We start from the raw sequence: 20,907 nt of genomic DNA on the forward strand, positions 1-20,907 counted from the left end.
TTGCCAAGCCTGCTTATTATTCCACTGCCTGCTTTCAGGCGCGTCAATAGGAAACCGGCCTGAGCCGGAAAGCTGTGCGGAGGAGCCGCACGGAAGCTAGACAGGCCTCCGGCATGGAAAACGGTGAACGCGTGCAAAGTGGAGGCTAGAGCGAATCCTGCAGGGACTCGCGGACCTGCTTGCGCAGGACTTTGCCCAGCATCGACTTGGGCAGTTCCTCGATTGCCACGATGCGGCGCGGAACCTTGTAGGGGGTGAGCCGTTCCCGGCAGAAGGCGCGCAGCGCCTGCTCGTCAAGCTCGGTGTCCGGCTGCATCACGACGGCGGCAACTACCTTTTCGCCGCCGGCACCGCCGGGCAGACCCACCACAGCAGCGTCGGCGACGCCCTGGTTGCTGCGGAGCACCTCTTCCACCTCGGACGGGGAGACGTTGAAACCGCCCGTGATGATGAGTTCCTTGCGCCGGTCCACCACCTTTACAAACCCGTCCTCGTCCACCGTGACAATGTCCCCGGTGCGAAGCCAGCCGTCTTCCGTCAGGATCTCCGCGGTTTCCGCCTGGTTGTTCCAGTAACCGGAGAACACCTGCGGGCCGCTGATCAGCAGCTCGCCGGGCTCGCCCTGCGGAACGTCACGGCCCAGGTCTTCCGGATCCGCAACCCGCATGAGGGTGCTGGGGAAGGGCAGGCCAATGGTTCCGTTGCGGCGGGTCTGGGCGAAGGGGTTGCCCAGGGCCACCGGGGAGGATTCGGTGAGTCCGTAGCCTTCAACCAGCAGGCCGCCGGAGACCTCTTCCCAGATCTCAACGGTCCTTGCGGACAGGGTCATGGCACCGGAAATGGCGAACCGGATGGTGGAGATGTCGATTCCGCGCTTCTTGGATTCGATTGCCACCTTCTCGTAGATCGGCGGCACGGCGCAGAAGACGGTGGGCTTGGATTTCCTGGCAGCATCCAGGACCAGGTCAACGTCGAACTTCGGGAACAGCACCAGGCGGGAGCCGGTAAGCATGGCGAACGTCAGGTAGAGGGTCAGGCCGAACGCATGGAACATCGGCAGGACGCCGTAGATGACTTCTTCGCCTTCCTTCGCGCCGTGCATCCAGGCCTGTCCCTGCAGCGCGTTCGAGCGAAGGTTGTAATGCGTGAGCATGACGCCCTTGGGGACTCCGGTGGTGCCGGAGGTGTACTGGAGCGCGGCGAGGTCCTTTACCGACGGCTTGGGGTGCAGCGGGTCGACCGGATCGTTGGCCAGCAGCTTTTCCCAGGGAATGGTGTTCTCGGTCTTCACGGTGAGCCCGGCGCGGGTGCGCCGGATCGACGGGATCGGCAGGCGAAGGCCAATCCGCTTCAGCCGCGGCATGGCCTTGGTGATGTCCACGGAGATAATGCTGGGCACTGCCAGGTCATCCGGGAAGTCCTGGACCTTCTCCACTGCCTTGTCCCAGACAATGGCAACCTGCGCGCCATGGTTCTCGAACTGGTGGCGCAGCTCGCGCTCGGTGTACAGGGGGTTGTGGCCCACTACGACGCCGCCCAGGCGCAGCACCGCGTAGAACGCGATGAGGTACTGCGGGCAGTTGGGCAGGATGATGGCAACCCGATGCCCCTTCTTCACGCCCAGCCTGCGCAGCCCCTCAGCGGCACGGCTGATTTGGTCGCCCAGCTGCGTGTAGGTGGTTTCGGCACCGAAGAACTCCAGTGCGACCTTGGGCCCGAATCGAGCCACCGCATCTTCGACCATGGAGGTCAGGGATTCGGTGGGCAGTTCGATTTCTGCCGGCACGCCGGGCTGGTAGTGCTTTACCCACAGCGGTTCCTGGGCAGCGGTCATGGACGGAGCTCCTTAGGTTCGGTACTTTCCGACTATATTCCAGTCACCGCATGGGCGGTGAAAGCACCGGGGACTCCGGACTATTCGGCCGCGAGCCCTCCCAGGTACCGCGCCAGCTGACGCGGGGCGGACACCGGGGCTGCGGCGTCGACCACTGCGTTGTAATTGGTGTTGGTATTCACGTCATAGGTCAGCACCCGGCCGTCCGCCGCCTCGATGAACTCAATGCCGCAGACTTCAAGGTTCATTCGCCGGGCAAACTCCTCGTACCGGCTAATGACCGGGTGGTCGAACCCTTCCCGCAGGCTGAACAGCTGGGTATCGGGATCCGGCGCAATGGATGCTCCGGGGGGCATGATGGGCGTACCAGTGGCCGGATCGATGGCACAGGCATCCGCGGGGCAAAGCTGGAAGCCGCCGCGGGCGGTGTCCGCCTGGATGGCGTAGACGAACTTCCCGCCTACCAGTTCCACCCTGCTAATGGACGGTTCAGCCGCCTGGATGAATTCCTGGACCAGGGTAATGCCGTCCTGGGGTTCCTCGAATTCTTCGGAGGCAGCGTAGTCGGCCAGCTCGCCGTGGGATTCGAACTTGCGCACTCCCAGGCCCTTGCCGCCCTGGTTGTGCTTCAGGATGAACGGCACCGGGAATTCCTTGGCAGCGGCCAGGATCTGGTTCCGGCCAACCGCAGCCACCGTGCGGGGCGTCTCGATGCCTGCCGCGCGCAGCGCGGTGAGCTGGTCCACCTTGCTCATTTCGAGTTCCAGCACCCGCCGGCCGTTGACCGTGCGCCGGCCATGCGCCTCCAGCCAGGCCAGCACTGCCCGGGCATAGTCCTTTGAGAGGTTGTGACCGCGGGTGTGGGATGAGGCACTGATACGGGACCAGAAGATTCCTTCCGGCGGCGCTGCATCCAGGTCCAGGACCCCGTCCGTCAGCAGCCATTCATGCACTTCGACCCCCTCGGCTTCGAAGGCCTTGGCGAAGGGAGGGAACCATTCGGGATTCTCGTGCAGGGCGTAGACGGGCAGTGCCATGGGGGAAGACCTTTCAACAGCGTTGGAGCGGAATGGGAAGCCTACTGGATGAAGATGCCGTTACCCGGACCGAGGGGCAGCTCAAAGATATAAAAGACCGTCAGCACGGCCACCCAGGCCAGCCAGAACACCACGGTGAACGGCAGCATCCGGGAGATGACCGTGCCCAGCCCGGCAGAAGGCTCATAGCGCCGCAGCATCGTCAGCAGCACAATCATGTACGGGTTCAGCGGCGTGAGCACCTGGGTGGCGGAGTCGCCCACCCGGAACGCAGCCTGCACGAAGGCCGGCTCATAGCCCAGGAGCGCAAACATTGGCACGAAGACCGCGGCCATCAGGGTCCACATGGCCGAGCCGGAAATGATGAACAGGTTCAGCAGAGAAGCCAGGACTATGAAGGCGAGGATGGCCGGATAGCCGGTCAGCCCGATTGATTCCAGCCCGGACGCTCCAGCGACGGCGATCCAGTTGCCGATCCCGGACCAGTTGAAGAGCGCAATGAACTGGCCCAGCACGAAAGCCAGGACCAGGAACCCGCTCATCTCCTTGATGGACTGGCCCATCACGCGGGGAATGTCCCGGGCGTGGGGCATGCTCCCGGTGATTCGGCCGTACACCATGCCCGGGATCACGAACATGACAAAGACAATGAAGACGATCGAAGAGAGCAGCGGGGACGCGGGCAGGAACCCGCCGTCCTCGTTGCGCCACGGCGAGTCCGGCACCAGCGCCGCAGCGGCAATAATCCCGGCAACCAGCGCCCCGATCACCAGGGACCAGCGCAGGCCCCGCCGTTCCACCTTTGTCAGGTTCGGGTCCAGCACTTCCCCGGCCGCGGTTCCCTCTTCATCGGCATCCCGGCTGCGGGGCACTGACTGCTTGACCAGCCGCGGTTCCAGGACCTTGTCAATCAGGAAGCCGGCGGCGAGGATCAGCACCGCAGAGGACGCCACGTTGAAGAAGTAGTTGGAGACCGGGTTGACCGGCGAACCGGGGTTGGGCAGTGAACCGGTCACCGCCGTCGTAATTCCGGCGAACAGGGCATCCAGCGAGGTGACGAGCATGGACGTGGAGTAGCCAGCTCCGGCCGCCGCGAAACCGCCCAGCAGCCCGGCCACCGGGTGCCTCCCCGCAGCCTTGAAGACCAGCGCGGCCAGCGGCGGAATCACCACGAATGCCGCGTCCGCCATGATGGACCCGGCCACGCCAACCAGCCCGACGGCGTAGGGCAGGGCCCAGCGCGGGGCGGCGCCGAAGGCGCGGCGGATCATGGCGGCCAGCAGCCCGGACTTTTCCGCTACGCCCACGGCGAGCAGGATCGGCAGCACCGTGGCCAGCGGCGGGAAACCAAGGTAGTTCTCCCCCAGCGTGGTGGTGAGCCAGGTCATTCCCTCCGCGGTGAACAGTCCGCGGATACGGGTGGCCTCATCACTACCGGGAACGGTGACGCTGACATTTCCCCAGGCCATGGCTGTGGAGGCTACAGCCACTATGCCGAAGAGCAGCAGGAAAAGGATGAACGGGTCCGGCAGCTTGTTTCCCGCCCGTTCCACACCGGCCAGCAGCCGGTCGGTTCGGGAGGAACGGACAGCGGAGGGTGCTGCGGTCATGGAGCGTCCTTTAGGTAGTGCGGTTCCTTGAGGCGGGGTTCCCCGTCCGGCGGCCGGTGGGCACCGGGCCGGTCAGGGCGCGGTCAGTCGAAGTAACCGGCGACGTCCACGGGACCGCCGGCGTCGGTGAATTCCTGTGCGGCTGCCCGCTGCAGCTCCGGATCGCAGAAGTAGTCCAGGGCCGTCAGCGCCAGGCCGGCGGCGCCGTCTGCCGCTCCCTTGGCTGCCGCGGGGGATCCGGCCGCCGAAGCGAATTCGCGGGTGTGCAGGGCAACGTCCGGAGCGGAGATGGCGATCAGCGGATGGATCCCGGGCACCCGGTAGCTCACGTTGCCGAAGTCCGTTGATGCCGCCAGCGTCTCCGAAACCACTCCGGCCGGCAGCGGGTTGCGCCCGAGGCGGCGCTGGGCGGAGAGCCAGCGGCCGGTTAGGGCGCGGCTGGAGCGCACGGGGAGCGACGGCGGTTCCCCGTCCCACTCAATCTCCACCCCGGTGCCGGTCATGAGCGCTGCTCCGCGGACAATGTCCTCGATGCGGCCGCTGAGTTCCCGCAGCGTCTCGGGGTACTTGGACCGGGCGTAGAACTTCATTTCGGCGAATTCCGGGATGATGCTCGGCCGCTCGCCGCCTTCGGTGATGATGGCGTGGATCCGGTCCGACGGCGGCATCTGCTGCCGCAGCAGGCCCACCCCCTGGTAGGCGAGGGTGGCGGCGTCGAGCGCGTTGCGTCCCATGAAGGGCTGGGCGGATGCGTGGGCGGCCACGCCGGTGAACTTCACCGTGAGCACCCGCCGGCCCAGCCAGACCTGGTCCACGACGTCGGCCCCCAGCGGGTGGACCATCATCGCAGCGTCCACGCCGTCCACGGCACCGTGCTGGATCATCGCTTCCTTACCGGAATAGCCTTCCTCTGCCGGAGTTCCGAGAAAGACCACCGTGCCTGGAAATGCGTCCGGATCATCCCGGAGGGTCTCCGCCAGGGCCAGGAACGCGCCGGCACCGGCGGCGGCGATGACGTTATGGCCGCAGGCATGGCCGATCCCCGGAAGCGCATCATATTCACCCATGACGGCAAGCACCGGGGATCCGGAACCGGCCCGCGCCCGGACTGCGGTGTCCAGGCCGTGGACCCCCACTTCGGCGGCGATCCCGTGGCGTTCCAGCAGGTCCGCCACGCGGCGGGCGCTGCGGTGTTCCTGGTAGGCGGTTTCCGGGTCCTGGTGCAGCTGCGCAGCCAGGTCCGCCAGTTCCGGGGCGAGCGCATCCACCCGGGCCAGGACTGCGTCGGCGAGCGCTCCCGGAGCTCCGGAGAACGGAGATTCCTCGTGCTGGATGTGCCGGGCACGGAACTGCGTTTCCTTGTCCAGGTAGTCCAGGTAGTCAGTGCTTGGCCGCGTTGGATCAGTCATGGGGGCAACCCTACGGCTGATCCAATGCGGACGATCGTCTTTGCAGCAAGGGAGCGGTACGGGGGTTCCGTTACCGCCGCGTCCGCTCTATTATTCGGTCCGGCGATTCGGTTCCGCGCCGGTAAACAGCCTTACCGCCCGCGTCCGCCGATCCGGGCCACGAGGCCCTGCGGTCCCCGGCTTCCCACCGCTGCGAGCAGCTTGTACCGCTTGGACGGGATGGAAACTCCCTTGCCCGCGAAGGCATCGGCGAGGCCTTCGCGGACCACGCGGTCCGCATCCAGCCACATCCATTTGGGGTAGAGCGTTTTATCCATCTGCATCCGCTGGTGGAACTCGGTGTGCACGAATCCCGGGCAGACGGCGGTTACGGAGATGCCGCGGCCGGCGTAGTGGATGTTGGCCCAGCGGCTGAAGTTGATGACCCAGGACTTCGCCGCGCTGTAGGTTCCGCGCGGAATGAACCCTGCGACGGAGGCAACGTTGATGATCCGGCCTCCGCCGCGTTCCAGCATCGAGTTGATCGCTGCATGGCTGAGCAGCAGCGGGGCCTGGACCAGCACGGCCAGGTGGTCGGCCTCCGCCTGCGCCGGGTTGGCATGGAAATCGTTCTTCAGCCCGTAGCCGGCATTATTGACGAGGACGGCGACGTCCGGCCGTCCCACCCGTGCGGCAACCTTCTCCACGCCGTCCTTCGTCGACAGATCTGCGGGCAGCACCGTTGCCTCAACGTGGTAGCGGGAGGAGAGCTCTTCGGCCTTGGCCTTGAGGCGCTCCTCGTCCCGTGCGGTCAAAACTACGTTGTAGCCGCGTTCCGCCAGGGCGCGGGCGAACTCTGCCCCCAACCCTGCGGTGGCTCCTGTGATTACTGCCGTTTCAGTCATTGGGACAGCCTGCTATGTCCGCAGGGGGTTTGGCAACGCACGCTTTGCGCTGGGCGTTGCTTCCCGCGCCGGGACACACTTACCGTGGGAGGACCAGGCCCCGATCCCTGCCAGGAGTGCCATGGCCGTCCCGGCCACCCACCCGTTCCCCTATGCAGACCGCGCCGATGCCGGCCGGGTGCTCGCAGGCGCGCTGGAGGAGTACCGCGGACGTCCCGGACTGCTGGTGCTGGGCCTGCCCCGCGGCGGCGTTCCGGTGGCCGCGGAAGTAGCCGGCGCCCTGGGCGGAGACCTGGATGTGGTGCTGGTGCGCAAGATCGGCCATCCGCGCCAGCCGGAGCTCGCCGCCGGGGCGGTGGCTGAAGCGGGCGGGACGTCGGCGGAAACCTGGAATGAAACGATCGTGGACGCTTGGCTGTCCTTCGCGGGGGCCCGCGGGCAGGCTGAGCTGGACACGGTGCTGGCCGCTGAGCGCAAGGAGCTTCAACGCCGCGCCGAACGGTTCCGCGGTGGCCGGAGCGTGCAGGACATCCGCGGGCGAACGGTGATTGTGGTCGATGACGGCATTGCCACCGGCGCCACCATGCGCGCTGCCCTGGAAGCGGTTCGCAGCCTGGATCCCGGCTGGCTGGTGGCTGCGGCCCCGATGTCCTGCGACCGTGCGGATGCGCTCACGGCCGTGGCTGACGACGTCGTCCTGCCGTGGCCGGACAGTGGGCTGCCGGCCGTTGGAGCCGCTTACCTCCGCTTTGGCCAGACCAGCGAGGATGAGGTGCGGGCCCTGCTGGGCATCGCCTGACCATTCGCCTGCCTCCGGGCCGGAACCGCCCCGGCATGCTGGCCTGTAGAGGGCGCCGGGAGGATAATCGGAAGGGTTTGGGGACACCATTTTCAAGAGCTCGGGAGGCTCGACATGTCCATGACCCATGGTGCTTTCTTCGGCTGGGAAGGACTCAGCCTGGATACCAGCGAACTTTCTTCCCGGACCATCTCTGCCGTGCGGACTGGTTTCGGCATTGTCGGCGCGGTGTCCCTGGTCCTTGGCCTGCTGGTCCTCTTCTGGCCGGAAGCCACGCTGTCTGTGATCGCCTTCTTCTTTGGCCTGTACTTCCTCATCTCCGGCGCGCTGCGGGTGGTCAGCGGAATCGCTGCACCCCTGACACCGGGGCTCCGGGTGCTCAGCATCATCGTGGGGCTGCTGCTCTTCATCGTCGGGATCGTCGCGATCCGCAACCCGCTTTCATCACTGGCCGTCCTTGGCATGCTGGTGGGTATCGCCTGGATCATCGAAGGCATCATGGCCCTGGCGGAAACAGAATCGGGCGGGTCCCGCTGGTACGCGATTGTCTTTGGCATCCTCAGCATCGTGGCCGGAGTCGTTGTGCTGTTCCTGCCGGTTGAGTCCCTGGCGGCCCTGGTGATCTTTGGCGGGATCTTCCTGGTGGTCCTGGGCGTAGTGCAGCTGGTCCGGGCGATCACATTCGGACGCGGCGGTGTCCGGACCGCCTAACCGGCATTTCCAGCTCCAGCCTGCCGCTTTCAGGCAGCACCCAGTGGCTTCCCAGCAGCTGTTAACACGGCCCTAACCTTGGTGCGCTGTCAGCTGTAACACACCGGCTCCTACGCTAAGGACAGCGGTGCGGCCCCGGCCGCATCCCAGTCTCGGCCTCCTTAACGTACAGATCCCGCACCGGCCGCCACGGGCCGGTACGCACCCGGATTGGAGCCGCCCCATGGACTCTGGAAACACCGCCTGGCTGCTTGCCAGCGCCGCACTGGTCTGCATGATGATCCCCGGCATCGCCTTCTTCTACGGCGGCATGGTTGGGTCCCGCAGGATCCTCAACATGATGATGATGTGTTTCGGCAGCGCCAGCCTCGTTGCCGTGCTGTGGGTGTTGTACGGCTATTCAGCAGCCTTCGGCAACTCGCTGACCCCGCTCGGCCTCCTCGGCAACCCTCTGGAGTTTTTTGGCCTTGAGAGCCTGCTGGCCGAAGATCCTGCCGCCGCGCTTCCGGCCGCCTTGTTCGCCGCGTTCCAGTTGATGTTTGCCTGTGTAACGACGGCGCTGGTTGCCGGAGCGGCCGCGGGCCGGATGAAGTTCGGGGCCTGGATGGTCTTCGCCGGGCTGTGGGCCTCTCTGGTCTATTTCCCGGTGGCGCACTGGGTGTTTGCGTTCAGCAGCGAGGACGGCAGCGTTACCGGCGGGTGGATTGCCAACAGCCTGGGAGCGATCGACTTTGCCGGCGGAACGGCAGTCCACATGAATGCCGGTGTCGCGGCGCTGGCGCTGGCCCTGGTCCTGGGCCGCAGCCGCGGCTGGCCGCACGCCATCACCCAGCCGCACAACCGGCCGCTGGTGATCCTGGGCGCGAGCCTGCTCTGGGTGGGATGGTACGGATTCAATGCCGGCTCCGCGCTGAGCGCCGGGCACACCGCCGCAGTGGTGTTCCTGAACACCGCGGTAGCCGCCGCGGCAGGGCTGCTGGGCTGGGCGCTGATGGAACGGCTGCGGCTGGGCCGTTCCTCCACCCTGGGCGCAGCGTCTGGGCTGATTTCCGGGCTGGTCGCCATAACCCCGGCCTGCGGAGCTGTCAGCCCGCTGGGAGCCGTGGCGATCGGTGCAATCGCCGGCCTGGTCTGCTCACTGGCAATCGAGCTGAAGTTTCGGCTCGGCTATGACGATTCGCTCGACGTCGTAGGCGTGCACCTCGTGGGCGGCGTGATCGGAACCCTGCTGATCGGGTTCTTCGCCACCACCGCTGCACCGAACGGTGTCAGCGGTGTGTTCTACCGCGGCGGCTGGTCCCTGCTGGGCATCCAGTCGGTCGCCACGGTTGCGGTCCTGGCTTACTCCTTTGTGCTCACCTGGGCGATCGCGAAGGTCCTGGACCTGGCGATGGGGCTGCGGGTCCCGGAAGAGCACGAGGTCCGCGGCATCGACATGGCCGCCCACTCGGAGTCGGCGTACCTGAATGAGGACGAACCTGCGGAACTCGGCGCTCCTATCAGGCATTAGAAGATACTCCGGCCCGGCGGGTTCCGCGCACCCGTGACTCCACCGGGCCGGGGTCCTGCCTCGCCAGGACACGTGTTGAAGTTGGCCGCGGAAAGCGCGAAGCTGGGAGCCAGGTATCCGTCCAGGAAGGACTTCCCCGCATGGCCACGATCGACCTCAACGCCGACGTCGGTGAGTCCTTTGGCCGGTGGTCCCTTGGCGATGACGCCGCCATGATCAGCGCTGTCTCAAGCGCCAACGTGGCCTGTGGCTTCCATGCCGGGGACGCCAGTACCATGTACGCGGCCTGCCTCGCTGCCGCACAGGCCGGCACCGCCGTCGGCGCACACCCCGGGTACCGGGACCTGTCCGGTTTTGGCCGGCGCGCTCTGGATGTGGATGCGGCCGAACTGACCGGGGAAGTGATCTACCAGATCGGCGCCCTGCAGTCCCTTGCCCGGGCAGCCGGAACCGAGGTCCGGTACGTCAAGCCGCACGGCGCCCTGTACAACCGCATAGCGGTGGACCCGGTGCAGGCCGGGGCGGTGATTGATGCGCTCTGCGCCGTGGACCCGAACCTGCCGCTGGTGGTGCTGCCTGGGTCCGTCGTCGAGCAGCTGGCGGCACAGTCCGGGCTCCGGACCATCGCCGAAGCGTTCGCGGACCGTGCCTACAACCCGGATGGAAGCCTGGTTTCGCGGACCCTGCCCGGCGCCGTACTGACGGACCTTTCGGAGATCACGGACCACGCGCTGCGCCTCGCCCTGGACGGCAAGATCCAGACCGCGGACGGCACCGTCATCGACGTTGCCGCGGACAGTATCTGCGTTCATGGGGATACCCCCGGAGCAGTTGCCATGGGACAGTCCGTGCGCAGTGCTCTTGAGGCCGGCGGCGTAAGAATTGCCAGCTTCGCCTAGCCCGCGGGCCGCTCCCGCACTGGCTGTCCGCCCGGCCGGCGAGCGCGCGCTGCTGCTGGAAACGGCAGGCACCACCGAAGCCGCTGCCCTGCACCGGACACTTTCCGCAGTGCCTCTGCCCGGCCAGGTTGAGGCAGTTCCGGCAGCGCGGACGGTACTGCTCCGTTTTGCCACCGCTGCGCAGGCAAGGCAGGCCGCCGGACCCGCGGCGCTGCTTGAACCGGGGAACGGTCAGGAACGCGGCGCGGATACTCCCCTGGTGGAGCTTCCGACGATCTATGACGGCGAGGATCTTGACGACGTCGCCCGGCTGACCGGACTCGGATCCGCGCAGGCAGTGGTCCAGGCCCATGCGGCCGCTCTGTGGACCGCTGCGTTCTGCGGTTTCGCTCCCGGATTCGCCTACCTGACGGGCGGGGGCCGGCAGCTGGAGGTGCCCCGCCGCGAAGAGCCGCGCACCACCGTCCCTGCCGGCGCGGTGGCCCTGGCCGGCGAGTATTCCGCGGCCTATCCAGGAGTCTCGCCCGGCGGCTGGCAGCTCATCGGCCGTACATCCGCGGCTCTGTGGGACCTTGAACGCGAGTTCCCGGCGCTGATCTCCCCCGGAACGCGGGTACGTTTCGTTCCGGTCCGGGAGCGGGTACAGGTTTCCGAGCCGGCAGCGCAGCAGACGCCCCGCGCCGGTGCCCACGCCACTGGCACTGGCACTGGCACTGAGCCGGTTTTCCGGCCGGCCGCAACAGTCCTCGCTGCCGGCCCGCTGGCAACCGTGCAGGATCTTGGGCGTCCCGCCCTGAGCCACATAGGGGTCAGCCGGTCCGGTGCCGCGGACAGGTCCGCGCTGCTTCGGGCCAACCGCCTCACCGGCAATCCGCCCGGCGCTGCCGGACTGGAAGTCCTGTTCGGCGGCCTGCACCTGCGCGCAGAGCAGGACCTGGTGCTGGCCGTCACCGGTGCGGCCGCGCCGCTCAGAATCGTGTTGCCCGACGGCGCGGAACGAACCGCGGGCGTGGACCGGGCCTTCGTGCTGCGCGCCGGCTGCCACCTGGCCCTGGGCGCTCCCGCTGCGGGACTGCGGTCCTACGTCGGATTCCGCGGCGGGCTCCAGGCCACACCCGTACTGGGCAGCCGGTCCACCGATACCCTGGCCGGCCTCGGGCCACGGCCGCTCCGGCCCGGAGACCTGCTTGGCGTGGGCGGGGACCCTGGCACCGCCGTCGGGCACCCGGAAACGCCCCCTCCCCTGCCCGGCGAAGCGACCACGGAGCTGCGCTACATACCCGGTCCCCGGCAGGACTGGTTCGGCGCGGAAGGAACCAGCGCCTTCGAATCCCGAACCTGGACCGTGGGCGAGAGGTCCAACCGCGTGGGCATCCGGTTCGAGGGCGAGGCCCTGACGGACCGTGAAACCGGCGAACTCGCCAGCGAAGCAGTGCTCCCCGGCTCGGTGCAAGTGCCGCCGTCCGGCCTTCCGATCCTGTTCCTGGCCGACGCCCCGGTGACGGGAGGATATCCGGTGATCGGCGTCGTCGTGGAGGCGGACCTGGACACGGCAGCACAGCTGCGCCCCGGCTCCGCCGTCCGGTTTATCCCCACCGCACCCGCCGGCTAGGAACCGGCTAGTTCCTCTTCCTGGCGCAGGTACTGCTGAAGCAGTTCGCGGGCATGAGCGGTATCCGGCCCTTCCTTCTCCAAGGCGTCCATCATGTCCTGTCCCTTGCTGCGTCCGGCGGGGAACGGCGGAAGCAGCGGTACGTCCGGATCGGAAAGGACCTCAATCAGCACCGGACGGTCCGCGTCCAGCGCCGCATCCCAGGCCGGTCCGATCTGCGCGGAATCCTCCACCCGGATGCCCTGCAGTCCCAGCAGCTCGGCGTAGGCCGCGTAGGAGAAGTCCGGCAGCGCCTGGCTCTGGTCGAACCGCGGGTCGCCTTCCATCTCACGCTGCTCCCAGGTCACCTCGGCCAGCTCGCGGTTGTTCAGCACCATGAGCACAAACCGGGGATCCGCCCAGCGCGGCCACAGCCTGCTCACCGTGATGAGCTCGGACAGCCCGGCCATCTGCATGGCTCCGTCACCGGAGAGCGCCACTACCGGCCTGTCCGGTGCTGCCAGTTTTGCTGCCAGTCCGTAGGGAATGGCACAGCCCATGCTCGCCAGCGTGCTGGACAGATGCGCCGGGACGCCGACGGGCAGGCGCAGCTGCCGCGCGTACCAGTACACACTGCTGCCGACGTCCACGGCCACCTGCGCGTTATCCGGCAGGCGGCGGCTCAGCTCCCGCACCGCCAGTTCCGGGTTCACCGGGCTGGCCGGAGTCGCCGCACGCTCGGCGGCCAGCTGCTGCCAGTCCTGCACTGCTGTTTCGACGGCGGTGCGCCAGGGGGATCCGCTGCGTTCGGTGACCAGCGGAAGCAGGCCCTCCAGGGCGGCTGCTGCGTCGCCTGTCACTGCCGTCTCCACCGGGTACCGGTTGCCGATCGCGGCGGCATCGACGTCGATCTGCACCGCCCGTGCTGCCCCGGGCGGCGGATAGAACTCCGTCCACGGATCGTTGGAGCCGATGATCACCAGGGTGTCGCACTCCCCCAGCACATACCCGCTGGCGCTGGTGCCCAGATGTCCCATCACTCCGGCTGCCAGCGGATGGGACTCATCCACGTACGGCTTGCCCATCAGCGACGTCGTGATCCCTGCGCCGGTCTTCTCCGCGAGTGCCTTGACCTGCGGCCAGGCGCCGCGTGCACCCTGCCCGACGAGGAAGGCCACCCGCTCGCCGTCGTTGATGACCGCCGCAGCTGCCTCGAGATCTGCGCTCGCCGGCACCAGGTTCGGCGGACTCCACACCGGGGCACTGGTAACGATTCCGTGTTCCTGTTCCAGCTCCGGGGCGGGGGCCTGCTGGATGTCGTGCGGAATGATGACGACGGCGGGGGCCCGGTCCGCGAGCGCCGCCTTGAACGCCCGGTCCAGCACCAGGGGGAGCTGTTCCGGGCTGTTGACCTGCTGGCGGAAGGAGGAAGCGACGTCGCGCGTGAGGTTGAGCAGGTCGATTTCCTGCATGTAGGCGGAGCCCAGGACGCTGCGGGACTGCTGGCCGATGATCGCGACCACGGGCACGCTGTCCATCTTCGCGTCATACAGGCCGTTGAGCAGGTGTACGGCACCGGGGCCCTGGGTGGAGAGCATGACCCCTGGCCGGCCGGTGTACTTTGCGTGGCCCACGGCCATGAAGGCGGCGTTTTCCTCATGCCGGGCCTGCACGAATTCCGGGGATCCGGAGCGTCTCAGGGCACCGAGCACGGTATTGATTCCGTCGCCGCTGTAGCCAAAGATCCGGTCAACGCCCCAGGCCTGCAGCCTTTCGACGATCACATCTGCAACGAGCCGTTCTGCCATGGAAACCTCCATTAGTCAGCATGCTTACTGGATTGCCTGCCACTATCCCATGGCACGGACGGGGGGCCAAGCGGGGTGCCTCCCGGGCGGGCCGCGGTGTGGGTGCACGGTCCGCGTCACGTGACGTGACAGGCGTCACTCTGGGCGTACCCTAGGGGCCACCCGCAACACGTTCCCGGCACCTCTACACACCGATGACAAGGAGCAGCAATGTCCCTCCTCACCACCTCCGTCTGGCACGGCAAAATCCACACCGACTCCTGGACCACGGGCTCCGGCGGCACCATGGACGTGCTCGAACCCGCTACCGGTTCGACCCTTGGCTCCGCGGGCCTGGCCAACCGCGCGGATGCCCTCTCCGCCTCGGCCAGGGCCGCAGCTGCCCAGCAGGAATGGGCACGGACCAAGCCAGAGGTCCGCGCTGCCGTTCTGCGCAGGGCCGGCCAGTTGTTTGAAGACCATGCGCAGGAAATCCAGGGCTGGATCATGCGTGAAACCGGCGGAATCGATGCCAAGGCGGGCCTCGAGACCCACGTAGCCGCCAACGAGTGCTTCCACGCCGCAGCCCTGCCGGCCCACCCTGCAGGAGACGTGCTGACCAGCAACGAGGACCGCTGGTCCTTCGCCCGGCGGCGGCCCGCCGGCGTCGTCTCGGTTATTTCTCCGTTCAACTTCCCGCTGATCCTCTCGATCCGTTCAGTAGCCCCGGCCCTGGCACTTGGCAACGCGGTGCTGCTCAAGCCGGACCCCCGCACCACCGTCTCCGGCGGCGTCGTCATCATGCGGGTCTTCGAGGAAGCCGGGCTGCCCCCCGGCCTGCTGCAGCTGCTGCCCGGCGGTGCGGACGTGGGCCAGGCCCTCGTGGAAGCACCGGAAGTGCGCGTCATCTCCTTTACCGGTTCGACGGCGGCGGGCCGGAAGGTAGGTGAGGCCGCGGGGCGCCTGCTCAAGCGGGCCCACCTGGAACTGGGCGGCAACAACGCGCTCATCGTGCTTCCAGGCGCGGACCTTGACCTCGCTGCTTCCGCAGGCGCGTTTGGTTCCTTCCTGCACCAGGGACAGATCTGCATGACCACCGGGCGGCACCTGGTCCACGAGTCCCTGGTGGAGGAGTACACGGCACGGCTGGCGGAAAAGGCGAAGCACCTGCCGGTCGGCGACCCGGCAAGCGGACAGGTGGCCCTGGGCCCGATCATCGACGAACGGCAGCGGGACAACATTGACCGGCTGGTACGCGAGGCGAAGGACTCAGGAGCGCAGATCGCCGCCGGCGGCACCTACGAGGGCCTGTTCTACTCCCCCACCGTGCTGACCGGTCTGACCCCGGACAACCCGGCCTGGACGCAGGAGATCTTTGGCCCGGTGGCTCCCGTCCTGGCTTTCTCCTCAGTGGAGGAGGCGATCGAGCTGACCAATGCGTCGGAGTATGCGCTGTCCGTGGGAATCCTGGGTGACGTGGGCCTGGCCATGGAAGTTGCCGACCGCGTGGTTTCCGGCAAGGTGCACATCAACGAACAGACGGTGTCGGATGAGGCCAACTCTCCGTTCGGAGGCATGGGCGCCTCTGGTACCGGTTCACGCTTCGGCGGCGCTGCAGCCAACATTGAGGCGTTCACCGAAGTCCAGTGGCTGACCATGCGGCCGAAGATCGCCCCCTATCCGTTCTAGGGATGCTTCAAGGCCCGGGTCTCCGGCAGGACAGCTTGCCGGAGACCCGGCCCTCAGTGCACCCTAGCGTTTTCGTACCGGGTGGCCGCTGATGATGGAAACCCGGTTGAAGGCGTTGATCGCAATCGCTGCCCAGCTAATCACGGAGAACTGCTCCGCGCTGAGCTGTGCCCGGTACCCGGCGAAAACACCTTCCCGCTCTGCGCCGCCCGAGAGCTGCGTCAGTGCTTCGGCAAGCCCCAGGGCTGCCCGCTCCGTCTCATCGAAGAGGGCGGTGTCCCGCCAGGCAGGCAGGACAGCGAGCCGCTGTTCACTTTCCCCGGCTTCGAGGGACTGGCGCGTATGCAGATCCAAGCAGAAGGCGCAGCCGTTGAGCTGTGAAACGCGCACGTTGACCAGTTCCATGACGATGCGGCCCAGACCGGCTTCTTCGGCCGCGCTCCGGATGGACGCAGCGGTGGCAGCCATGGCCTGGTAGACCGGGCGGTGCTGCTTGTCGATAAAGACCTTCTCGCTCAACGTGCTGACTCCCCGTTCCTGTGTTCAGCGGTCTTCGGCCAATCCACGAATCCGGTGTACTCCGGATGCTTCGTAAGCCAGCGGGCAATGAAGGGACAGAACGGGGCCAGCCGGAGTCCGGCGTCGCGCACATCTTCGACGGCGAAGCGGGCCAGCTGCGAACCGACCCCCTGGCCTTCGTGGTCATCAGAGACCTCGGTGTGCGTGAACGCCCGGCTTCCCGGACGGTCGCGGTAGGCCGCGAACCCGGCAACCGTGCCGGCGTCGTCAATCGCTTCGTAGCGCTGCTTCCCGGGGTTGTGCTGGATCTTCATTTCGTTCCCCTCTCTTCAGCTGCGCGGACGCAGCCGGGCGTTGGGCAGGACAGGTGCCGGCAGCGGCGGCAGCGGATCATTCGGCACGGTCATGAACCGGGCGGCGGGCTCCGTTCCGGGATGGGTTTCGATGCCAAGGTGCTGCTGCCAGTCGCGGCGATACCGGACAATTTCCTCGTGGCTGCGGCCAATGAAGTTCCACCACATGACAATGGTTTCGCCCAGCGGTTCACCGCCGAGCAGGATGGCTCGAACAGGCGACTCCGCCGGAGCGGCGATCCGCAGGGCGGTGCGTCCCGGCGGCACGCAGGCCAGCTCCCCGGGGGCGACGGCAGCGCCCTGGAAGTGCAGGTTCCCAGTGTCAGCGAGCAGCCCGTACTCGAACCGGTGGTCTGCGTCGAGGTCCAGGACTGTGCCCGGCTCCAGGAGGATCTCCGCCCCGACGATCGGCGAATGCGTGCGGACCGGGGAGGAGGATCCGGCAAGTTCGCCCAGGAAAACCCGCGCCTCCCACCCGGGGCCGGCGGCGGGTTCGGGGGCATAGTGCTCAAAGCGCGGATCGGTGTGCCGGGACGCTTCCGGCAGGGCCAGCCACAGCTGGACGCCATGCAGGATGCTGGTCTGCGGCGTGGACACCTCGGAGTGGGCGATGCCGCGGCCGGCGGTCATCAGGTTGAGCTCGCCGGGACGGACCATGGCATGGGCGCCGGTGCTGTCACGGTGCTCTATTTCGCCGGTGAAGAGCCAGCTGACGGTCTGCAGCCCGGTGTGCGGATGGGGAGGCACCACCATTCCGCCGGTGCGCGCGACGGCGTCGGGCCCGTAATGGTCCACGAAGCACCACGCGCCAATCAGGCTGCGGCTGCGCTGGGGCAGCGTGCGGCGGACGGGCATGGCACGGGGTCCGCCGAGCGGCACATTTCGGGGCGCGTGGATTTCGACGTCGGCGGCGGGGGTACTGGCGCATTCCACCTCCACCGGGGCAGTTTCGACGTTGCTCATGCCTCTCCCATTCCCCTTCCTATGACAGCCCTAGTCCTCAATGGTACATGCATATGCATCTAAGTGTGTGCGGATTTGGCTCCCTCCCCGATCGAGATGGCAGAAACGGCTCGTATGGGGCTCCATACGAGCCGTTTCTGCCATCTCGGCGGAGGCTAGGGAACCAGCCCTAACTTCACCACACCGGCCGGCGGTACGCTCGGGGCATGCCAAGAGTCATCTATTACGTCGCATCGTCACTGGATGGCTTCATCGCGACCGAAGGCGACAGCCTCGACTGGCTGCTGGATTTTGGCTTCGCAGCATTCCAGGAACACTATGACCAGTTCATGGCCGGGGTGGGCGCCCTCATCATGGGGGCGCAGACCTACGAATGGATCCGCCGCGAGCAGCCCGGCACCTGGGATTACGGCGATCTGCCATGCCTGGTGCTGACCCACCGTGAGCTGCAGGCTCCGCCCGGCACAGGAGTCCGGTTTACGGCCGGGGATCCCGGCAGGATCCTGGAACAGGCCCGCGCCCTCGCCGGGGACAGGAATGTCTGGGTGGTGGGCGGCGGAGACGTGGCCGCCCAGTTCGCGGATGCCGGGCTGCTCGACGAACTCCGGGTCACCTACATGCCCGTCGCACTGGGATCCGGACGGCGCCTGCTCCCGGTAACTGCCCCTACCGGCCGCATGCATCTGATCGGCACCACCTCCTTCAACGGCGGTGCCGCGGAGCTGCGGTTCGCCCGGGACTAATCCACGGCACGGGGCGGTCACCGGCCCCGTCCAGGAAACGCGTGTCACGAAGACCGGATTCAACGCCGAGGACACCGGGGAGCGGTAAAGTTCACTCCAGCACCACCGCCCCCATAACACAACCAAAGGCCGCCGTCCCATGACGACTGACGTTTCCGTCCGCAACAATGTCCGGATCTTAGGCAACAGTGCCGGCCCTGTGGTCATGCTCGGACACGGATTCGGCTGCGACCAGGGGATGTGGCGGCGTCTCCTGCCCTTCTTCACGGACGATTACCGCGTCATCGTTTTTGACCACGTGGGCGCCGGCGAATCGGACAAGGCTGCGTACACCACGGCAAAGTACGGATCCCTTGACGGGTACGTACAGGACGTGCTGGAAATCTGCTCCGCGCTGGACCTGCGCGAAGTGAGCTTCGTGGGGCACAGCGTCAGCGCGATGATGGGCGTGGCAGCCGTGGCCGAGGCACCGGAGAGGTTCGCGAACCTCATCCTCCTGGCCTCATCCCCCAGCTACATGGACCGCCCCGAGGATGGTTACACCGGAGGCTTCAGCGCCAGGGACATTGATGAGCTGCTGGACTCACTGGACGCGAACTACGTCGTCTGGTCGGCCGCCATGGCACCCATGATCATGGGAAACCCGGAGAACCCCGAACTCACCGACGAGTTGGAGGGCAGCTTCTGCCGGCTGGACCCCACCGTCGCGCGGGGCTTTGCCGATGTTTCCTTCCGCTCCGATGTCCGCGGCCTGCTGAAGGATGTCGGGATTCCTTCGCTGATCCTGCAGTGCTCCGACGACTTGCTGGCTCCTCCCCACATTGGCGCCTACACCCGCGACCAGATGCCGGACGCCACCCTGGTGCAGCTGCGGGCCACCGGCCACCTGCCGCACGTCAGCGCCCCTGCCGAAACGGCGGAGGCCATTCTTGCCTACCTATCGCGAAACCAGTCATGAGCGAGACACCCGCCGGGACGGAACTGCACCCGCCCGGCTTCGCGCTGGACTACCAGGAGCTGTTCCACAGTTCCCCTTCGGGCTACCTGGTGACATTGGAGGACGGGACGATCGCCGAAGTGAACGCCACCTTCGCCACGTGGGTCGGCTGTCCCCGGGAAGACCTGATCGGCACCAGCCTGCTGTCCCTGCTGCCCATTGGTGACCGGATTGTGTACTCCACGCATGCCATGCCGCAACTCGGCGTCGGCCGGCCCTTCGCCGAACTGGCCGTGGATTTCCTCAGCGCGGACGGCACGCGCCTGCCAGCGCTGATCTCCGCCAATCGGCAGCCCGCCGAAGGGTCCCGCCCCGCCATGGACCGGGTTGTGGTCTTTAATGCCCACGAACGCCGTCTGTACGAGCGCGAGCTGGTGACCGCCCTCCGCACGGCGGAGCAGGCCGAGGCCGCACGGGCCAGCGCCGAAGCCGTGGTGCTGGAGAAGCAGCGGGCACTGCAGGAGAAGGACCGCGTACTGCAGGAAAGCCTGGCGGAAAGCCGCCGCAATGAATCCCTCCTCCAGACCGTGCTGGACACCGTAGAGGTGGGGGTGTCAGTGGTGGACGAAGATGGAAACACGATTCTCACCAACTCGCGCCAGCGCTTCATCAACCGCCGGGCCCTTCCGCCGGGCAAGGCGGAGGCGAACGAGTGTGAGCTGCTGATCTCCGGACCGGACCGGGCCACTCCCCTGCCGCCGGATATGCGGCCCGTGCGCCGCACCGTCCTGGGCCAGTCCTTCTCCGACCAGCTGGTGTGGTTCGGCTGCGGTGATGCGCAGCGGGCGTTCTCCGTGACCGCCCGTTCCGTCCAGCGCCAGGGCGATTTCCAAGGGTCAGTGCTGGCGTTCAGCGACGTGACGGGCCTTGTGAACGCGGTGGCCGCTAAGGAAGACTTCGTGGCCAACGTGTCCCATGAGCTCCGGACGCCGCTGACCTCGATCATGGGCTACCTCGATCTGGCGCTGGAGGACGAGGACCAGATCCCCGCGTACGTGGCGGCGTCGCTGCGCGTTGCGCTGCGCAATTCGGAAAAGCTGCTGGAGCTGGTCTCCGACCTGCTGTCCGCCGCTGCGGGACCGAGCAGCATTGAACGCGTACCCGCTGATCTCTCTGAACTGCTCGGCAGCTCCCTGACCTCAGCGGCGCCCCGGGCGGAGATCAACAAAGTCCAGCTCGTCCGCGACTTCCCGGCCGAGCTTCCTGCTTTCCTGGATCCGCAGCGGATCAGCCAGGTCATCGACAACCTGCTTTCGAACGCGGTCAAGTACTCGCCCGACGGCGGCAGGGTTACCGTGAGCGCCTCTAGCACCCCGCAGACCCTGACGTTCGAGGTTTCCGATACCGGCATCGGCATGACGGAGGCCGAGCAGGCAGAGGTCTTCACCAAGTTCTTCCGCTCCGGGACCAGCCGCAAGGCCGCCATCCCCGGCGTGGGACTTGGCCTGGTCATCAGCAAGAACATCGTCGAAGCCCACGGCGGAACCATTACCCTGCAGAGCCAGGCCGGGGCAGGCACCGTCTTCACTGTGCGGTTGCCGGCACAGAGCCAGTAACACCCGGGCGCGGCGA

The 20,907-nt window shown here is 67.0% G+C and carries 18 protein-coding genes; 9 read left to right on the forward strand and 9 right to left on the reverse strand.

Annotation, left to right across the window (positions count from 1 at the left end):
• Nucleotides 1–145: 145 nt before the first annotated feature.
• The 5 genes from ITX31_RS09135 to ITX31_RS09155 all read right to left on the reverse strand — a co-directional run bounded on the left by ITX31_RS09135 (nt 146) and on the right by ITX31_RS09155 (nt 6,774).
• Nucleotides 146–1,834, reverse strand: a complete 1,689-nt coding sequence (locus tag ITX31_RS09135) for a long-chain-fatty-acid--CoA ligase (protein ID WP_194783079.1) — start codon at nt 1,832–1,834, stop codon at nt 146–148.
• An 80-nt stretch (nt 1,835–1,914) separates the two neighbouring features.
• Nucleotides 1,915–2,871, reverse strand: a complete 957-nt coding sequence (locus tag ITX31_RS09140; protein WP_194783080.1) for an ATP-grasp domain-containing protein — start codon at nt 2,869–2,871, stop codon at nt 1,915–1,917.
• A 41-nt stretch (nt 2,872–2,912) separates the two neighbouring features.
• Complete coding sequence (locus tag ITX31_RS09145) at nt 2,913–4,481, reverse strand: AbgT family transporter (protein WP_194783081.1); 1,569 nt, start codon at nt 4,479–4,481, stop codon at nt 2,913–2,915.
• 83 nt (nt 4,482–4,564) lie between these two features.
• Nucleotides 4,565–5,890: a M20 family metallopeptidase gene (locus ITX31_RS09150; RefSeq protein ID WP_194783082.1), complete on the reverse strand. Its 1,326-nt coding sequence runs from the start codon at nt 5,888–5,890 to the stop codon at nt 4,565–4,567.
• A 131-nt stretch (nt 5,891–6,021) separates the two neighbouring features.
• Nucleotides 6,022–6,774: an SDR family NAD(P)-dependent oxidoreductase gene (locus tag ITX31_RS09155; RefSeq protein ID WP_194783083.1), complete on the reverse strand. Its 753-nt coding sequence runs from the start codon at nt 6,772–6,774 to the stop codon at nt 6,022–6,024.
• 121 nt (nt 6,775–6,895) lie between these two features.
• Here ITX31_RS09155 and ITX31_RS09160 point away from each other — a divergent pair, with 121 nt between their 5' ends.
• From ITX31_RS09160 to ITX31_RS09180, 5 genes are all read left to right on the forward strand, one after another.
• Nucleotides 6,896–7,573 carry a phosphoribosyltransferase gene (locus ITX31_RS09160; RefSeq protein WP_194783084.1) on the forward strand — a complete coding sequence of 226 codons (678 nt, stop codon included), beginning with the start codon at nt 6,896–6,898 and terminating at the stop codon, nt 7,571–7,573.
• Nucleotides 7,574–7,687: 114 nt separating this feature from the next.
• Nucleotides 7,688–8,284, forward strand: a complete 597-nt coding sequence (locus ITX31_RS09165) for an HdeD family acid-resistance protein (RefSeq protein WP_194783085.1) — start codon at nt 7,688–7,690, stop codon at nt 8,282–8,284.
• A 223-nt stretch (nt 8,285–8,507) separates the two neighbouring features.
• On the forward strand, nt 8,508–9,794 hold the full coding sequence (locus tag ITX31_RS09170) for an ammonium transporter (RefSeq protein ID WP_194783086.1): 1,287 nt from the start codon (nt 8,508–8,510) through the stop codon (nt 9,792–9,794).
• 140 nt (nt 9,795–9,934) lie between these two features.
• The gene (locus tag ITX31_RS09175; protein WP_194783087.1) at nt 9,935–10,693 is read left to right on the forward strand and encodes a LamB/YcsF family protein; all 759 of its coding nucleotides are present in this window, start codon (nt 9,935–9,937) and stop codon (nt 10,691–10,693) included.
• Complete coding sequence (locus ITX31_RS09180; protein ID WP_194783088.1) at nt 10,677–12,305, forward strand: 5-oxoprolinase/urea amidolyase family protein; 1,629 nt, start codon at nt 10,677–10,679, stop codon at nt 12,303–12,305. Before ITX31_RS09175 ends, ITX31_RS09180 begins: the two co-directional genes overlap by 17 nt.
• On the opposite strand, the gene ITX31_RS09185 is transcribed toward ITX31_RS09180, so the two are convergent.
• Nucleotides 12,302–14,092, reverse strand: coding sequence for a thiamine pyrophosphate-requiring protein (locus tag ITX31_RS09185; protein WP_194783089.1), 1,791 nt, complete (start codon nt 14,090–14,092; stop codon nt 12,302–12,304). The genes ITX31_RS09180 and ITX31_RS09185 overlap by 4 nt on opposite strands.
• Before the next feature lie 210 nt (nt 14,093–14,302).
• Here ITX31_RS09185 and ITX31_RS09190 point away from each other — a divergent pair, with 210 nt between their 5' ends.
• Nucleotides 14,303–15,760 (forward strand): benzaldehyde dehydrogenase, encoded by a 1,458-nt coding sequence (locus ITX31_RS09190; protein ID WP_194783090.1) that lies wholly within the window; start codon nt 14,303–14,305, stop codon nt 15,758–15,760.
• 63 nt (nt 15,761–15,823) lie between these two features.
• Here the strand turns inward: ITX31_RS09190 and ITX31_RS09195 are convergent, their stop codons facing one another.
• The 3 genes from ITX31_RS09195 to ITX31_RS09205 are packed head-to-tail and all read right to left on the reverse strand — an operon-like array spanning nt 15,824 to nt 17,595.
• A complete protein-coding gene (locus tag ITX31_RS09195; RefSeq protein WP_228529117.1) occupies nt 15,824–16,279 on the reverse strand; it encodes a carboxymuconolactone decarboxylase family protein in 456 nt (151 codons plus the stop codon).
• The gene (locus ITX31_RS09200) at nt 16,276–16,593 is read right to left on the reverse strand and encodes a GNAT family N-acetyltransferase (protein ID WP_194783091.1); all 318 of its coding nucleotides are present in this window, start codon (nt 16,591–16,593) and stop codon (nt 16,276–16,278) included. The genes ITX31_RS09195 and ITX31_RS09200 overlap by 4 nt, the downstream gene beginning before the upstream one ends.
• 15 nt (nt 16,594–16,608) lie before the next feature.
• Nucleotides 16,609–17,595 carry a pirin family protein gene (locus tag ITX31_RS09205; protein WP_194783092.1) on the reverse strand — a complete coding sequence of 329 codons (987 nt, stop codon included), beginning with the start codon at nt 17,593–17,595 and terminating at the stop codon, nt 16,609–16,611.
• A 206-nt stretch (nt 17,596–17,801) separates the two neighbouring features.
• On the opposite strand from ITX31_RS09205, the gene ITX31_RS09210 reads away from it, so the two are divergent.
• From ITX31_RS09210 to ITX31_RS09220, 3 genes are all read left to right on the forward strand, one after another.
• Nucleotides 17,802–18,338 (forward strand): dihydrofolate reductase family protein, encoded by a 537-nt coding sequence (locus ITX31_RS09210; RefSeq protein WP_194783093.1) that lies wholly within the window; start codon nt 17,802–17,804, stop codon nt 18,336–18,338.
• A gap of 139 nt (nt 18,339–18,477) precedes the next feature.
• Nucleotides 18,478–19,296 carry an alpha/beta fold hydrolase gene (locus ITX31_RS09215; RefSeq protein WP_194783094.1) on the forward strand — a complete coding sequence of 273 codons (819 nt, stop codon included), beginning with the start codon at nt 18,478–18,480 and terminating at the stop codon, nt 19,294–19,296.
• Entirely contained in the window at nt 19,293–20,891 is a 1,599-nt protein-coding gene (locus ITX31_RS09220) for an ATP-binding protein (RefSeq protein ID WP_194783095.1), read from the forward strand. The genes ITX31_RS09215 and ITX31_RS09220 overlap by 4 nt, the downstream gene beginning before the upstream one ends.
• Nucleotides 20,892–20,907 lie beyond the last annotated feature (16 nt).

This window comes from Arthrobacter gandavensis (assembly GCF_015355785.1).
Classification (GTDB): Bacteria; Actinomycetota; Actinomycetes; order Actinomycetales; family Micrococcaceae; genus Arthrobacter_B; species Arthrobacter_B gandavensis_A.

Coding starts and splice junctions, on each gene's coding strand:
- ITX31_RS09210 (WP_194783093.1), top strand. CDS start 17,802: ATGCCAAGAGTCATCTATTACGTCGCATCGTCACTGGATGGCTTCATC.
- ITX31_RS09185 (WP_194783089.1), bottom strand. CDS start 14,092: ATGGCAGAACGGCTCGTTGCAGATGTGATCGTCGAAAGGCTGCAGGCC.
- ITX31_RS09170 (WP_194783086.1), top strand. CDS start 8,508: ATGGACTCTGGAAACACCGCCTGGCTGCTTGCCAGCGCCGCACTGGTC.
- ITX31_RS09160 (WP_194783084.1), top strand. CDS start 6,896: ATGGCCGTCCCGGCCACCCACCCGTTCCCCTATGCAGACCGCGCCGAT.
- ITX31_RS09155 (WP_194783083.1), bottom strand. CDS start 6,774: ATGACTGAAACGGCAGTAATCACAGGAGCCACCGCAGGGTTGGGGGCA.
- ITX31_RS09200 (WP_194783091.1), bottom strand. CDS start 16,593: ATGAAGATCCAGCACAACCCCGGGAAGCAGCGCTACGAAGCGATTGAC.
- ITX31_RS09175 (WP_194783087.1), top strand. CDS start 9,935: ATGGCCACGATCGACCTCAACGCCGACGTCGGTGAGTCCTTTGGCCGG.
- ITX31_RS09205 (WP_194783092.1), bottom strand. CDS start 17,595: ATGAGCAACGTCGAAACTGCCCCGGTGGAGGTGGAATGCGCCAGTACC.
- ITX31_RS09165 (WP_194783085.1), top strand. CDS start 7,688: ATGTCCATGACCCATGGTGCTTTCTTCGGCTGGGAAGGACTCAGCCTG.
- ITX31_RS09135 (WP_194783079.1), bottom strand. CDS start 1,834: ATGACCGCTGCCCAGGAACCGCTGTGGGTAAAGCACTACCAGCCCGGC.
- ITX31_RS09150 (WP_194783082.1), bottom strand. CDS start 5,890: ATGACTGATCCAACGCGGCCAAGCACTGACTACCTGGACTACCTGGAC.
- ITX31_RS09145 (WP_194783081.1), bottom strand. CDS start 4,481: ATGACCGCAGCACCCTCCGCTGTCCGTTCCTCCCGAACCGACCGGCTG.
- ITX31_RS09215 (WP_194783094.1), top strand. CDS start 18,478: ATGACGACTGACGTTTCCGTCCGCAACAATGTCCGGATCTTAGGCAAC.
- ITX31_RS09220 (WP_194783095.1), top strand. CDS start 19,293: ATGAGCGAGACACCCGCCGGGACGGAACTGCACCCGCCCGGCTTCGCG.
- ITX31_RS09190 (WP_194783090.1), top strand. CDS start 14,303: ATGTCCCTCCTCACCACCTCCGTCTGGCACGGCAAAATCCACACCGAC.
- ITX31_RS09140 (WP_194783080.1), bottom strand. CDS start 2,871: ATGGCACTGCCCGTCTACGCCCTGCACGAGAATCCCGAATGGTTCCCT.